Here is a 14989-nt window from a genome sequence, read left to right as displayed (position 1 = left end):
GTATCGCCCGATCTCCCGCAAACCCCGCCGCCAATCATTCAACCTTTTGGTTTACTTTCTGGGTAGACATTCCTATACTCAACCATATGGTTGAACTAGAAACGACTCAATTGGATGCCGTCTTCCATGCGCTCGGCGATGCCACGCGCCGGAGGATGCTGCGCGAACTCGCCGGCGGCGAACGGACCGTCGGCCAGCTCGCGGAGCCGTTCGCGATCTCGCTCGCGGCAGCATCGAAGCACATCAAGGCGCTGGAGCGCGCCGGGCTGATCCGGCGCGAGGTGCGAGGCCGCACGCATCTGTGCCGGCTCGCACCCGGCCCGCTTGCAAGCGCCCACACGTGGTTAAGTTTTTACGAGCGTTTCTGGACCCAGCGTCTCGACATGCTCGAACAGTTGCTGCGCGACGAAGACGCGCGCACACCCCCACCCTCCGAAGGAGACGATCGATGAACGCACCCGCCATGCCGAACGCCTACGGCACGCTGACCGAGCCCGCCACCCTGACGATCCAGCGCCTTCTGCCCGGTCCGGTCGAACGCGTCTGGGCCTATCTGGTCGACAGCGACCTGCGCCGCCTGTGGCTGGCGGCGGGCGAGATGACGCTGCAGGCCGGCGCGCCGTTCGAACTGGTCTGGCGCAACGACGCGCTGAGCGATCCGCCCGGCCGGCGTCCGCCCGGTTTCGCCGCCGAGCACCGGATGCAGAGCCGGATCACCGAACTCGACCCGCCGCGCAAACTCGCGATCGCCTGGAGCGGCAGCGGCGACGTGTCGTTCGAACTGGCGCCGCGCGGCAGCGACGTGCTGCTCACCGTGATCCACCGCCGCCTGGCCGAACGCTCGATGCGGCTGAAGGTCGCCGCCGGCTGGCACATGCACCTCGACATCCTCGTGGCCCGCGCGAGCGGCGAGGCGCCCGCAACGTTCTGGGACGGCTGGAGCCGCCTCCACGACGAATACGACCGGCTCCTGCCGGCCTGACACACGATGCGGGGGCGCCCACGCGGCCGGCGGCCCCGCATGAGCCTCTCCGCCACCGCCCTTCCCGGCGCCCGCTTGCCGCGTGCCCGAGAACCGGCGGCTCCGTGGGAAGGCCGGCACCTCCCGGATCCGACCCCACAGCTGCGCGAACAGCAGGCGCGCCTTCGCGAGTCGGCGCCGACGGCTCGACCGGCGACTATCCGACCCTCGCCGAAGCGCCGCCCCGTCCTGACCCGCTGCGTCTGCGATACGCCGCCGAAGCGGCCGTCCGCCCCTTTCTCCCGACGATATCGAACTCGTTCAGCGGTCGACTTTGGGGCCGCCGGCCCCGCCGCGCGGCCCGGTCCGGCCGGTGCGCCGGGCTTGCCTCAATATCAGGCACAGACGATACTTGCAGATTCCGCGAGATTCCCTCCATCCAGACCTTGATTGAACGGTTTTCCTCATGACGACGATTCTTGAAAGCTTACCGACCGGCCAGAAGGTCGGCATCGCCTTCTCCGGCGGCCTCGACACCAGCGCGGCACTGCACTGGATGAAGCTCAAAGGCGCGGTGCCGTATGCCTATACCGCCAACCTCGGCCAGCCCGACGAGGACGACTACGAGCAGATCCCGCGCCGCGCGACCGAGTACGGCGCGCAGGGCGCACGCCTGATCGACTGCCGCGCGCAGCTCGTCGCCGAAGGGATCGCGGCGCTGCAATGCGGTGCGTTCCACATCTCGACGGCCGGCGTCACCTACTTCAACACGACGCCGATCGGCCGCGCCGTGACGGGCACGATGCTCGTCGCCGCGATGAAGGAAGACGGCGTCAACATCTGGGGCGACGGCAGCACCTACAAGGGCAACGACATCGAGCGCTTCTACCGCTACGGGCTGCTGGTGAACCCCGATCTGAAAATCTACAAGCCGTGGCTCGACCAGACCTTCATCGACGAGCTGGGCGGCCGCGCGGAAATGTCCGAGTTCATGCGCCAGGCGGGCTTCGCGTACAAGATGTCGGCGGAAAAGGCCTACTCGACCGATTCGAACCTGCTCGGCGCGACGCACGAAGCAAAGGATCTCGAGAGCCTCGAAAGCGGCATCAAGATCGTCAACCCGATCATGGGCGTCGCGTTCTGGCGCGACGACGTGAAGATCGCGGCCGAGGAAGTGACGGTGCGCTTCGAGGAAGGCCGCCCGGTCGCGCTCAACGGCGTCGAATTCACGGATGCGGTCGAGCTGCTGCTGGAAGCGAACCGCATCGGCGGCCGCCACGGCCTCGGCATGAGCGACCAGATCGAGAACCGGATCATCGAGGCGAAGAGCCGCGGCATCTATGAAGCGCCGGGGCTCGCGCTGCTGTACATCGCGTACGAGCGGCTCGTCACCGGCATCCACAACGAAGACACGATCGAACAGTACCGCGAGAACGGCCGCCGCCTGGGCCGGCTGCTGTACCAGGGCCGCTGGTTCGACCCGCAGGCGATCATGCTGCGCGAAACCGCGCAGCGCTGGGTCGCGCGCGCGGTCACCGGCGAAGTGAAGATCGAACTGCGTCGCGGCAACGACTACTCGATCCTCAGCACGAAATCGCCGAACCTCACGTACCAGCCGGAACGCCTGTCGATGGAGAAGGTCGTGTCGACCTTCTCGCCGCGCGACCGGATCGGCCAGCTGACGATGCGCAACCTCGACATCACCGATACCCGCGAAAAGCTGCGCATCTACGCCCAGGTCGGCCTGCTGACCCCGAGCGAAGCATCGGCGCTGCCGCAGTTGAAGGAAGACAGCGAGTAATACGAATACGGCGAACGGACCGGGCAGCCGTCTGGTCCTGCCGTCGCCGGCCGGGTGGCGAAGCTTCGCGCGCTCGGCCGAAACCCGCCGGGCGCGCGATACGCCGGCGCGCTCGCACACCGCTCGACGCCCCACCGGGGTACGGCGACGCCCCCCGGCAGCATGCCCGCAACGCCGCGCGTTCTCTCCAGGCTCCACCCGCTTCCCGAACCGAGCCTCGAATGGCCCGGTATCCGCTATCGCGGCACCGGCCCCCGCCGCTCACGGTTCCGACGCTTTCACCAGCCGCTCAACAGGTTCATCACGTTGACCGTGCCGATCCCCGTCGCGAAATTCCAGCCCGTTCCCGTGCCATACGCTTTCTGGTAACTGCTGCTGGTCGTCGACAGCACGCCCACGAAGCCGCCCGGCATATAGCAGTTGGTCGAGCCGCTGCAGTTCACGTCGATGTCGCCTTGCGTGACGTTGTAGAAGACGCAACTGGCGCCGGCATTCTTGCCGTTGCTCGAATTGCACGCGCTGCTCCCCGCCGCGCCGTACTCCGTCGCCGCGAGCGGATAAAGGACGGTATTCGGGTTGCCTTGTTTCGCGCCCATTTTCTGATTGACGAGCGCCTGGATACCGGCCCAGATGGGCGACGCGAACGAGGTCCCGCCCGCACCCGACCAGCCGCTCGGCGCGCCGGTGCAGGCCGCGCCGCCGTCGGCCAGATCCGAATCGCAAAACACGTAGTAGTGGCCCCACACGCCGTTCGCGGCGAACAGCGAGACATCGGGCAGATCGCGCACGCCGTCGGACGGATTGCCGACGAGCGCCTGCCACGACGGTTTCGCATATCCCTTGCAGGTTCCGCCGACAATGCCCGTCCGGGCCGCCGCGCCGGTCGCGCAGCCGCTCGGGCCGCCGCTGCCGCTCGCGGTGGTCTGGAAGTCCTCGCGGCCGGTGAAGCTGTTGCAGAATCCGTTGAATCCGTAGGTCGTCGCATAGCCGAGCTTCGTGGCGATCAGCGTGCTCGCGCAGGAATCGTTCCACGGAATTTCGTTGACGTACGACAGCGCCGAGCCATAGGTCGAGCCGTTGGTCGCGCTCCAGTAGGTCGCGCTGGTACCGGCATAGGTGTCGCCGAAGTCGGTGCCGCCGACCGCAACGTTGTACGGCGTCGACGCGAACCCGTTGACCCCGATCCCGTGCGTCGCCTTCGAAGCATCGGCATCGCAGCTCGCCGCCCCTTCGTCGCCGGCGGACACGAACACCGAGGTCCCCAGCGCCGCCGCCTGCTGATAGGCGGCGTAGTAAGCCGCGTTGGCCGAGGCGCCGTTTTCCGCTTCGCATTCGCCGTAGCTGATGCTGACGATCGGCGGCGGCGCGCTGCCGTTGAGCAGGTTCTGCAACGCGATCAGGCCGCCAAACGTGGTGCGGGTGTCCTTGCACGACGCGAGCACGATCGCCGCGCCCGGCGCGGCGGCGCTCGCCCATTGCGCATCGAGTTCGGCCTCCATCTCGTTGCCCGCGACCACGCCGGGATTGGTGCAGTTGCCGGCGCCGCTCGACGGCGCGGGATGGACCTGGGTGAACGATCCGCTCGTGTATCCCGACAGTCCGAAGGTCGCCCGGAAGGTCGTCCAGTCCGCCGTGTTGTAGACGTTCGTGTCCTCGATCACGACGATCGTCTGCCCCTGGCCGGTCAAGCCCGACGCGAACGCCGGCCCGAAGTTGTAGATGGTCGCGAGATCGGCCGGCACGACGGCCTGATAGGTCGAGCCGCCGCTCGTGAACGTATACGACGGGCGCGCCTTGAAATTCGTATGCGGAACGAAGTCGTGCAGCGACACGATCCCGTTCACGATGCGGGCGAGCGCGGCGGGAATGCGCGGATTGCTCATGTTCGCGATGTGCGTGCTGCCGTTCACGTCGAGGTAATGCATTTCCGCGCCGAAGGCGGTGCGCACCTGCTCCGCGGTACCGGAGAAATCGATCACCATGCCGCTCTTTTGCACGGAACCGACCGTGAAGCCGTGCCGCGTCAGCCAGTCGGTGACGACCGCCACGTCGGCGCCGGACGGGCCGAACTCGGCGCCGAACTGGTCGGCCGTCAGCCAGTGATGAAATGTCGGCGATGCGGGATCGTGCAGCTGATCGATCAGCCGCACGAGCGCCGCCTCGGTCTGCGCAGGCCGCTGCAGCAGCAATTGCATGTGGTCGAGCATCAGCGTGTCGTCGACGCGCCCGCGATCGTTGGCGGCTGTCGCCTCGGGCCGGACGTTGCCGGGCAGCGTCACGGTCGCCCGCTCGTCCACCGCCTGCGTCACGACGCGCGGTACCGGCTGCGCATGAAGCGCGCCGCACAAAAACCCCAGTCCCACGGCCACCGAGGACAATCCGGCCATACGTGTGGCGAACATGACGCCTCCCGAACGGAAATCGACTGCGATGTCATCCACCCGGGCGTGCAGGCGCTGGGGACGCGACGCGCATCGCATCTGCGCGCGAGGTCCGACGAAAGGCGATGCAGACCGGGGCATCGTGCCGGCCGTGGGCAGCGGGCGCAGGCCCGGCTACGCCGCGCGCGGCATCCCGTGGTGACGCATGTACCGTGCCACTGCCCGCCGGGGTTGGCGCCGTCGCGCCGCGCAGCCGTGGATCGATCGAAATGGTTTCAGAACTGAAACGGCCGCGCGGTGTCGCTGCGGACAGGCGGCGATGAGACGCCGCCGCCGCATGCGGCGCCTGCCGGTCGCGAAACGAATGAAGTCGCCGGGTACAGCCCGTCATCGGCACCGTTAAGCGCCCACGCATGGCCCGCAAACACGACGCGCGAATGTTCGAGAAGCGACGGCGGGCGGATTCCGAGCGCAGACGGGATATCGCCGCGGTCGACCACCAGGCCCTTCACTCGTCGCGCCTCGATGCGAGGTGCGGACCGTCGTCGAACGGCGTCGCATGAAGCACACCACCGAGACGCGCCGCGCGTCCGCGTCGACTTTCCTCTGGAGTGATAGCATCGACACATCGATTCCGGGCCCAGAGAGCACCCATGCCGAGTGCGAGCAGCAAATCCTCCCTGACCGAGCGCACCACGCGCGGCATCCGCGAGGTGCTGGCCGGCAGGCGCGGCGGGCTGCGTTCCGCGCTGCTGTTCGCCGGCCCCGCGGTGATCGCATCGATCGCCTACATGGACCCCGGCAATTTCGCGACCAATATCCAGGCCGGCTCGCAGTTCGGCTACACGCTGCTGTGGGTCGTGCTGATGGCCAACGTGATCGCGATGCTGTTCCAGGCGCTCTCGGCCAAGCTCGGAATCGTCACCGGCCGCAACCTGGCCGAGCTGTGCCGCGAACAATTCCCGCGCCCCGCCGTCTACGCGATGTGGGGCGTCAGCGAAATCGCGGCGATGGCGACCGACCTCGCCGAATTCCTCGGCGGCGCGATCGGTCTCGCGCTGCTGTTCAAGATGCCGCTGCTCGCCGGCATGGGCGTGACCGCCGTCGCGACCTACGGCATCCTGGTGTTCGAGAAGAACGGCTTCCGGCCGATGGAGCTCATCATCGGCACGCTCGTCGCGGTGATCGGCGTGTGCTACCTGATCGAGATGTTCATCGCGCCGGTGGCATGGGGCCAGGTGGCACTGCACACCATCCTGCCGGCGATGCCGAACGGCGCGGCGCTGACGATCTCGGTGGGCATCGTCGGCGCGACCGTGATGCCGCACGCGATCTACCTGCACTCCGGCCTGACCCAGGACCGCACGCAAGGGCGCGACGCGCATGAACACCGCGCGCTGGTGCGCTTCTCGAATCGCGAGGTGATCGTCGCGCTGTCGATCGCGGGCCTCGTCAACATGGCGATGGTGATCATGGCGAGCGCCGCCTTTCATGCCGGCTATCCGGACGTCGCGGAAATCGAGACCGCCTATCACACGCTGACGCCGCTGCTCGGCGCGAGCGCCGCGGGCATCTTCCTGGTGTCGCTGATCAGTTCGGGGATTTCCAGCTCGGTGGTCGGCACGATGGCCGGGCAGATGATCATGCAGGGTTTCGTCGGCTTCCGGATTCCGATCTGGGTGCGGCGACTCGTGACGATGGTGCCGGCCTTCGTGGTGGTCGGCCTCGGCGTGAACGCGACGCAGGCGCTCGTGATCAGTCAGGTGGTGCTGTCCTTCGCGCTGCCGATCCCGATGCTGGCGCTCGTGCTGTTCACCCGCCGCCGGGACATCATGGGCGAGTTCGCCAACGGCCGGCTGACCGATGTCGCGGCGGTCGCCGCGACGATCGTCATCCTCGGGCTGAACGCGGTGCTGCTGCTGCAGACCTTCGGCGTGGCCATTCCCGGCCTGCCGGCGGGCTGATGCCGACCGTCGGATCGACAACGCACGTTTCGATCGGTGGCCGTCCCGACTCGCCGCCGCTATAGATCGGAAGAATAGGCGCGCGACCCGCCCGCTCGATCCGGAATCCCGCAGCCGGGGCGGCGCCGGGGACACGCTCTCCGCCACACCCCGCCTCGCCGCCCCGATCCACCGGTGCCGCCCCGGTCGTTCGCGGTCCCGATTCGGCGGCTCGCCGGACAGGCGTTTCGGCCAACGGGCCCGGTCGCGGCGAAAACCGGTCCGGGGTGGCGTAAAATACGCGCTTTCCTCTGTTCCGACCTTTTTATGACGCTCGCCTCCACGCCCGACATCATCGCCGAGCTGAAAGCCGGCCGGATGGTGATCCTGGTCGACGAAGAAGACCGCGAAAACGAAGGCGACCTGGTGCTCGCCGCCGAATTCGTCACGCCGGAAGCGATCAACTTCATGGCCCGCTACGGCCGCGGCCTGGTTTGCCTCACGCTGACGCAGGACCGCTGCAAGCAGTTGAACCTGCCGCTGATGACGTACCGCAACGGCACCCAGTACGGTACCGCGTTCACCGTCAGCATCGAGGCGGCCGAAGGCGTGACGACGGGCATCTCGGCCGCCGACCGCGCCCGCACGATCGCCACCGCGGTCGCGCACGACACCCGCGCCGACCAGATCGTGCAGCCGGGTCACGTGTTCCCGATCATGGCGCAGCCGGGCGGCGTGCTGGTGCGCGCGGGCCATACCGAGGCCGGCTGCGACCTCACCGCGCTCGCGGGCCTCACGCCCGCCGCGGTGATCTGCGAAATCATCAAGGACGACGGCACGATGGCGCGCCTGCCGGACCTGATCGAGTTCGCGCACGAACACGGCCTCAAGATCGGCACCATCGCCGATCTGATCCACTACCGCAGCCGCACCGAGTCGATCATCGAGCGCGTCGCCGAGCGCACGATGCAGACGGCGCACGGCGCGTTCAGGGCGGTGCTGTACCGCGACCAGCCGAGCGGCTCGCCACATATCGCGCTGGTGCGCGGCACGCCGTCGCCGGACACCGAGACGCCGGTGCGCGTTCACGAACCGCTGTCGGTGCTCGATCTGCTCGAAACCGGCGTGTCCACCCATTCGTGGACGCTCGACGCCGCGATGAAGGACATCGCCGCCCGCGAACTCGGCGTGATCGTGCTGCTGAACTGCGGCGATTCGAAGGAACATCTGGTCGACGTCTTCAAGGCGTTCGACGAGGAAGAAAAGGCGGCCGTGCTGAAACGCCGACCGGTCGATTTCAAGACGTTCGGCATCGGCGCGCAGATCCTGCGCGATGTCGGCGTCGGCAAGATGCAGGTGCTGTCGAACCCGCGCAAGCTCGGCAGCATGTCGGGCTACGGCCTCGAGGTCACCGGCTTCGTGCCGATGCCCGGCGGCGCCGCGTCGACGTGCGGCCAGGGCGCGGCGGATGCCGCGCCGGCGTCGCGCGCATAACGGTTTCACGTTGCATCAGACTGCGTTTCAGCGCTTGCTGCAGACCTAACAACCGCTCACCCAAACTACGGAAAGAATATGGAAATCGGACAATACCAACCGAATCTCGAAGGCGACGGCCTGCGGATCGGCATCGTGCAATCGCGCTTCAACGAGCCGGTTTGCAACGGCCTCGCCGACGCGTGCGTCGAGGAGCTGGAACGCCTGGGCGTGTCCGGCGAAGACGTGCTGCTCGTCACCGTCCCCGGCGCGCTCGAAATCCCGCTCGCGCTGCAAAAGCTCGCGGAAAGCAACCAGTTCGACGCGCTGATCGCGCTCGGCGCGGTGATCCGCGGCGAGACCTATCACTTCGAACTCGTGTCGAACGAAAGCGGCGCGGGCATCACCCGCCTCGCGCTCGATTTCAACACGCCGATCGCGAACGCGGTGCTCACCACCGACACCGACGAGCAAGCCATCGCGCGGATGACCGAAAAGGGCCGCGACGCCGCGCGCGTGGCGGTCGAGATGGCCAATCTCACGATGACGCTCGACCAGTTGAGCGACGACGAAGAAGACGAAGACGAGGAAGACGAGGAGGAGCGCGCATGAAGAAGAGCGCCCGCCGACAATCGCGCGAGCTGGCGACGCAAGGCCTTTACCAGTGGCTGCTGTCGAATGCGTCCCCGGGCGAAATCGACGCGCAGCTGCGCGGCGCGCAGGGTTACGACAAAGCCGACAAGGAATTGCTCGATACGATCCTGCACGGCGTGATCCGCGACCACGCGGAACTGGCGGAAGCGTTGACGCCCAGCCTCGACCGGCCGATCGACCAGTTGTCGCCGGTCGAACGCGCGGTGCTGTTGATCGCGACGTTCGAACTCAAGCACCAGATCGAAACGCCGTACCGCGTCGTCATCAACGAGGCCGTGGAACTCGCGAAGACGTTCGGCGGCTCGGACGGCTACAAGTACGTCAACGGCGTGCTCGACAAGCTGGCCGTCACGCTGCGTTCGGCCGAGATCCAGGTCCGCCGCAACGCATGACACCCCGCGGGCGCTTCGGCGCCCGTTTTCCTTGCGCGTCACCTTGCCCGATTCAACGATGAATACCGCCGCCGATTCGCTCATCCGGCTTGCGTCGCGCGTCGACGCGATCGAACCGTTCTACGTGATGGAACTCGTCAAGGAGGCCGTGCAGCTCGAACGCACGGGCCGCGACATCATCCACATGGGGATCGGCGAACCGGACTTCACCGCGCCCGAGCCCGTTATCGACGCGGCGACCGCCGCGCTGCGTCAGGGCGTCACGCAATATACGAGCGCGCTCGGCATCGCGCCGCTGCGCGAAGCGATTGCCGCGCACTACGCGCGGGCCTACGGGCTCACGATCGCGCCGGAGCGGATCGTCGTGACGGCGGGCGCATCGGCCGCGCTGCTGCTTGCCTGTCTCGCGCTCGTGGGCCGCGACGACGAAGTGCTGATGCCCGATCCGTCCTACCCGTGCAACCGCCACTTCGTCGCGGCCGCCGAAGGACGCGCAGTGCTCGTGCCGAGCGGCCCCGACGCCCGCTTCCAGCTGACCTCGGACGACGTGAAGCAACGATGGAGCGAGCGCACGCGCGGCGTGCTGCTCGCGTCGCCGTCGAACCCGACCGGCACGTCGATCGAGCCGGACGAAATGAAGCGGATCGTCGAAGCGGTACGCGCGCGCGGCGGCTTCTCGATCGTCGACGAGATCTACCAGGGCCTGAGCTACGACGGCGCGCCGGTATCCGCGCTGTCGTTCGGCGACGACGTCGTCACGGTCAACAGCTTCTCGAAATACTTCAACATGACGGGCTGGCGGCTCGGCTGGCTGGTCGTGCCGCCCGCGCTGACGGGCACCTTCGAGAAGCTCGCGCAGAACCTGTTCATCTGCCCGTCCGCGCTCGCGCAGCATGCCGCCCTCGCCTGCTTCGAGCCGCGCACGCTCGAGATCTACGAAGCGCGCCGGCTCGAATTCAAGCGGCGCCGCGATTTCATCGTGCCGGCGCTCGAACGGCTCGGCTTCCGCGTACCGGTGATGCCCGACGGCGCGTTCTATGTGTATGCGGATTGCAGCGGCGTCGCCCATTCGGCGGCGGGCGACAGCGCGGCGCTGACCACCGCGATGCTGCACGACGCGGGGGTCGTGCTGGTGCCGGGCATGGATTTCGGCGCGGCCGCGCCCCGCCGTTACATCCGGCTGTCCTACGCGACCGCGTATCCGCGCCTCGAGGAGGCCGTCGAACGGCTCGGCCGGCTGTTCGGGCACTGACAGCGCCAGGCGGCCGCCGGCCGCTCCTGGAAAAAGAAAGGGCGCCCCCGCGGGGGCGCCCTTTTTCGTTTCGGCTCGCCGTCTTTCGACCGGCGGTATTGCTTACGTACCGAGTTCCGACGTGCCGGCGTCGTGCTTGGCCGTATCGACGCTGGCGTCGTTCTGCGGCATCGCTTTCGGCGCCATCGCCTTGATCGCCATCGGATGCGCGCCGTCGAGCGTCGCCTGCACCCGCTTCTGCCCGCCCGCCGTCGACACCGACGCCGTCGTGACGGCGCCCGGTGCGGCCTGCTGCGGCGCCTGCGCCGCGTAGATCGACACCTTGCGGCCGCGTGCGACGTCGCGCAACCGGTCTCGCTCGGCGATCACCTTCGCGCCGTAGCCGCCGTCGTCCTGCGACGTCGAGCCTACGTACAGCCGCAGACCGCCCGGCAGCGAACCGCCGCGCGCGATGCAATCCTTCAGCACCAGCGCACCGACCTGGATGTTGACGAGCGGCTGCAGCGCCGCATCCGTGCCGCCGAAGTACTCGAACTTGTCGGAATGCACCTTCGACATCACCTGCATCAGCCCCTGCGCGCCCACGCCGCTTTCCGCGTACGGGTTGAAGCCCGATTCGATCGCCATGACGGCAAGCAGCAGCAGCGGATCGAGGCCGATCTCGCGGCCGGTCTTGAATGCCGCCGTGACAAGCTGGCCGACCGGTTCCTGCGCGACGCGATAGCGGCGCGCCAGGTAGGTCGCGACAAGCGCCTGTTCGCGGTTCGACGTCAGCACGCGATCGTCGCGCGCATCGGCCGCGACCCGTTGGGTCGGAATCAGTTTCGCGAGCGAGACCGGCGACGTGCCGGTGCGGGTTGCATCGAACCCGGCGGGTGCGCCGCCGGCGAGGCCCGTGCCGTCGAATGCGCCGTCATAGGCGGTGTTCGCCGCTTCCGCGCCGGCCGCGTCGTCCTGCTGTTCGGCGTTGGCGGGGCCGAACGCGGGCAGCGGATGGCCGGACAGGAGCCGGGCCGGGCCGGCCTGGACGGCCGCCGAGATGACCGGCATCAACCGGGCCGCGATGGTGCCGCGTACGTTGGGCAGGAGCCACAACGTCAACGCGATGACGACGGCGATTCCGCCGACCACGCTGAATAAATGGTGACTGACACGCGTCCCACGACGCAGCGCTGCGCGCACTACCTGCGCATGCCGCTCATTGGGACGCCACGATAACCAAGCGTTCATTCAGATCTCCCATGAACATGACTCGTGCGGCTCGCTCAGCTCGAAGGCGAGACAGAAGGCGTTGCCGCGGAATCAAGACACCGCGTGCCTTGGTCGGGCGAAGCGGTATCGGAGAAACGGTATAAGTACCGTTCGGGGGCCACGGCGGAAAATAGGCCGGCGCCTTACCAGGCGGGCGGACGCGCGGTGGCTCCCACGCAAAAAACCAGCGTCGACTGGGCGCTGGCTAGGACTTCAAACAGACCGTCGGAAAGCCGTGCAGGTATCGGCCGACGGAGACGCGTTGCGTCTAAAGGACCGGAGATTGGCGACTTGAAACCAGGGTCCTGCAACCAATGTGAGCGGATTCTAGCAGGGTTTTATAGATCGTCAACACTATAAAATTTCAAAATCATAACAAAAAGTAATGATTTATTACCCTTCAGATCGGAGACCCGCGTGCCGTCTGGCTCCGCTGCCCCCGGCCGTTTTTTTGGGTTTCAATCGTCCGCGCGCGCGGCCGGGTAAAATCGGGCCTCGATCCCGGGCGGGGTGCCGCCTTCCGCCTACCCATCGCCGCCGCGGATCGCGGGCGGTCCGGATATTCTTCATGAAATACAAAGATTTACGCGATTTTACCAGCCGCCTCGAAAGCCTCGGCGAGCTGCGGCGCGTGACCCAGCCCGTGTCGCCCGTCCTCGAAATGACGGAGCTGTGCGACCGCGTGCTGCGCGCCGGCGGCCCGGCGCTGCTATTCGACGCGCCGACCGGCTACCGGTTTCCGGTGCTCGGCAACCTGTTCGGCACACCGCGGCGCGTCGCGCTCGGGATGGGCGTGGATGCGGGCGACGAAGCCGCGCTCGCGTCGCTGCGCGACGTCGGCCGGCTGCTGTCCGCGCTGAAGGAACCCGATCCGCCGAAAAGCCTGAGGGATGCCGGCAAGCTGCTGTCGCTCGCCAAGGCGGTGTGGGACATGGCGCCGAAGACGGTGTCGTCGCCGCCGTGCCAGGAGATCGTGTGGGAAGGCGACGACGTCGATCTCGCGAAGCTGCCGATCCAGACCTGCTGGCCGGGCGACGCCGGGCCGCTCGTCACCTGGGGACTCACGGTCACGCGCGGGCCGAACAAGACCCGCCAGAACCTCGGCATCTATCGGCAGCAGTTGATCGGCCGCAACAAGCTGATCATGCGCTGGCTTGCCCATCGCGGCGGCGCGCTCGATTTCCGCGAGTTCGCGCTCAAGCACCCCGGCCAGCCGTACCCGGTCGCCGTCGTGCTGGGCGCCGATCCGGCAACGATCCTCGGCGCGGTGACGCCGGTCCCGGACACACTGTCCGAATACCAGTTCGCGGGCCTGCTGCGCGGCGGCCGCACCGAACTCGCGAAATGCCTGACCCCGGGCGTCGACACGCTGCAGGTGCCCGCGCGCGCCGAGATCGTGCTCGAAGGCTTCATCCATCCGCAACAGGGCCAGCCGGGCGACGCGCCGGCGGGCGCGCCGCCGCGTCCGGCGAAAGGCGCCGCGGCGCACTACGAGCATGCGCTCGAAGGCCCGTACGGCGATCACACCGGCTACTACAACGAGCAGGAGTGGTTTCCCGTGTTCACCGTCGAGCGGATCACGATGCGCCGCGATGCGCTCTACCACTCGACCTACACGGGGAAGCCGCCCGACGAGCCCGCCGTGCTCGGCGTCGCGCTGAACGAAGTGTTCGTGCCGCTGCTGCAGAAGCAGTTCGCCGAGATCACCGATTTCTACCTGCCGCCGGAAGGCTGCAGCTACCGGATGGCGATCGTCCAGATGAAGAAGAGCTACGCGGGCCACGCGAAGCGCGTGATGCTCGGCGTGTGGAGCTTCCTCCGGCAATTCATGTATACGAAATTCATCGTCGTGGTCGACGAGGACGTCGATATCCGCGACTGGAACGAAGTGATCTGGGCGATCACGACCCGCGTCGACCCGGTGCGCGACACGGTGATGGTCGAGAACACGCCGATCGACTATCTCGATTTCGCGTCGCCGGTTGCCGGCCTCGGCTCGAAGATGGGGATCGACGCCACCAACAAGTGGCCGGGCGAGACCCAGCGCGAATGGGGCCGGCCGATCGAGATGGACGCCGCCGTGAAGGCCCGCGTCGATCGCCTGTGGACCGAAATCGGCCTGTCTTGACCGGCCGCCGCGCGTCCTTTCCAATAGCCCGATCGCAAACAGAGACAGATACCGCAGCATATGAACCCGCAGCCCGCATCGATGTTGTCGGATGGTTTTTTCCTGTCGCTTTCGCTGTGCCTCGATATCGGGCTGGTGAACGTCGCGATGCTGTCGCTCACGCTATCGCACGGTTTCAGGCCGGGCTTCTGGCTCGGCATCGGCTCGTGCGTCGGCGATCTGGTCTACGCGGCGCTCGCGCTGGCCGGCATGGCGGTGCTGCTGCGGTTCGACGCGGTGCGCTGGGTGGTCTGGCTCGGCGGCGGTGCGGTGCTGCTGTTCCTGACCTGGAAGATGGCGCGCGAAGCGCTCTACCCGGCGCCCGCGCCGTCCGGCGCCGACGGCGCACCGACCGCCGCAAGCGCGCCCGCCAGCACCTGGCGCAGCTTCGGGCGCGGCATGCTGCTCGCGATGTCGTCGCCGTCGGCGATCCTGTGGTTCGCCGCGGTCGGTGGCGCGCTGATCGCGAAAGCCGGCGCGACCACGCCCGTGACCGCGTCGGTGTTCCTGTCGGGCTTCTTTCTCGGCGGACTCGCGTGGACGCTGTTCCTCTGCACGCTCGCCAGCCAGGGGCGCAAGCGTGCCGGAGCAGGCCTGATGCGGGCCTGCCACGTGGTCTCCGCGCTGCTGTTCGCGTACTTCTCGTACAGCGTGATCGTCGGCGGCTATCGCGATCTGATCCTGAACGCCGCGTAGCGCGGCCGGTCGGCCGTG

At 67.6% G+C, this 14989-nt stretch carries 13 protein-coding genes; 10 read left to right on the top strand and 3 right to left on the bottom strand.

Going from position 1 to position 14989, the window contains the following annotated elements; genetic code table 11:
• The first annotated feature begins 86 nt into the window (after nucleotides 1-86).
• The 3 genes from RZR99_RS03825 (at nucleotide 87) to argG (ending at nucleotide 2762) form a co-directional block, all read left to right on the top strand.
• On the top strand, nucleotides 87-452 hold the full coding sequence (locus tag RZR99_RS03825; protein WP_323118630.1) for an ArsR/SmtB family transcription factor: 366 nt from the start codon (nucleotides 87-89) through the stop codon (nucleotides 450-452).
• The gene (locus tag RZR99_RS03820) at nucleotides 449-982 is read left to right on the top strand and encodes an SRPBCC family protein (RefSeq protein ID WP_323118416.1); all 534 of its coding nucleotides are present in this window, start codon (nucleotides 449-451) and stop codon (nucleotides 980-982) included. Before RZR99_RS03825 ends, RZR99_RS03820 begins: the two co-directional genes overlap by 4 nt.
• Before the next feature lie 445 nt (nucleotides 983-1427).
• A complete protein-coding gene (gene argG, locus RZR99_RS03815) occupies nucleotides 1428-2762 on the top strand; it encodes an argininosuccinate synthase (protein WP_323118415.1) in 1335 nt (444 codons plus the stop codon).
• 278 nt (nucleotides 2763-3040) lie between these two features.
• Here argG and RZR99_RS03810 read toward each other — a convergent pair whose 3' ends face one another.
• The gene (locus RZR99_RS03810; protein WP_323118414.1) at nucleotides 3041-5164 is read right to left on the bottom strand and encodes a S53 family peptidase; all 2124 of its coding nucleotides are present in this window, start codon (nucleotides 5162-5164) and stop codon (nucleotides 3041-3043) included.
• 254 nt (nucleotides 5165-5418) lie between these two features.
• A complete protein-coding gene (locus RZR99_RS03805; protein ID WP_323118413.1) occupies nucleotides 5419-5655 on the bottom strand; it encodes a hypothetical protein in 237 nt (78 codons plus the stop codon).
• A 141-nt stretch (nucleotides 5656-5796) separates the two neighbouring features.
• Between RZR99_RS03805 and RZR99_RS03800 the strand changes: the two genes are divergently transcribed.
• The 5 genes from RZR99_RS03800 to RZR99_RS03780 all read left to right on the top strand — a co-directional run bounded on the left by RZR99_RS03800 (nucleotide 5797) and on the right by RZR99_RS03780 (nucleotide 10857).
• Entirely contained in the window at nucleotides 5797-7107 is a 1311-nt protein-coding gene (locus RZR99_RS03800) for an Nramp family divalent metal transporter (RefSeq protein ID WP_323118412.1), read from the top strand.
• Between the two features lie 306 nt (nucleotides 7108-7413).
• Complete coding sequence (gene ribBA / locus RZR99_RS03795; protein ID WP_323118411.1) at nucleotides 7414-8580, top strand: bifunctional 3,4-dihydroxy-2-butanone-4-phosphate synthase/GTP cyclohydrolase II; 1167 nt, start codon at nucleotides 7414-7416, stop codon at nucleotides 8578-8580.
• A 78-nt stretch (nucleotides 8581-8658) separates the two neighbouring features.
• Nucleotides 8659-9171, top strand: a complete 513-nt coding sequence (gene ribH / locus RZR99_RS03790; protein ID WP_252985352.1) for a 6,7-dimethyl-8-ribityllumazine synthase — start codon at nucleotides 8659-8661, stop codon at nucleotides 9169-9171.
• Entirely contained in the window at nucleotides 9168-9605 is a 438-nt protein-coding gene (gene nusB, locus RZR99_RS03785; RefSeq protein ID WP_323118410.1) for a transcription antitermination factor NusB, read from the top strand. The genes ribH and nusB overlap by 4 nt, the downstream gene beginning before the upstream one ends.
• A gap of 58 nt (nucleotides 9606-9663) precedes the next feature.
• Nucleotides 9664-10857, top strand: coding sequence for a pyridoxal phosphate-dependent aminotransferase (locus RZR99_RS03780; protein WP_323118409.1), 1194 nt, complete (start codon nucleotides 9664-9666; stop codon nucleotides 10855-10857).
• Between the two features lie 102 nt (nucleotides 10858-10959).
• Here RZR99_RS03780 and RZR99_RS03775 read toward each other — a convergent pair whose 3' ends face one another.
• Nucleotides 10960-12087, bottom strand: a complete 1128-nt coding sequence (locus RZR99_RS03775) for a lytic transglycosylase domain-containing protein (protein WP_323118408.1) — start codon at nucleotides 12085-12087, stop codon at nucleotides 10960-10962.
• A gap of 589 nt (nucleotides 12088-12676) precedes the next feature.
• Between RZR99_RS03775 and RZR99_RS03770 the strand changes: the two genes are divergently transcribed.
• Nucleotides 12677-14236 (top strand): UbiD family decarboxylase, encoded by a 1560-nt coding sequence (locus RZR99_RS03770; protein ID WP_323118407.1) that lies wholly within the window; start codon nucleotides 12677-12679, stop codon nucleotides 14234-14236.
• A 60-nt stretch (nucleotides 14237-14296) separates the two neighbouring features.
• Nucleotides 14297-14971: a LysE family translocator gene (locus RZR99_RS03765; protein WP_323118406.1), complete on the top strand. Its 675-nt coding sequence runs from the start codon at nucleotides 14297-14299 to the stop codon at nucleotides 14969-14971.
• Nucleotides 14972-14989 lie beyond the last annotated feature (18 nt).

Origin of the sequence: Burkholderia alba (assembly GCF_034721475.1) — a bacterium.
GTDB classification, from domain to species: Bacteria; Pseudomonadota; Gammaproteobacteria; order Burkholderiales; family Burkholderiaceae; genus Burkholderia; species Burkholderia alba.
The sequence above is the reverse complement of the archived record's forward strand: the minus strand, read 5'-3'. Positions and strand labels throughout refer to the sequence as shown.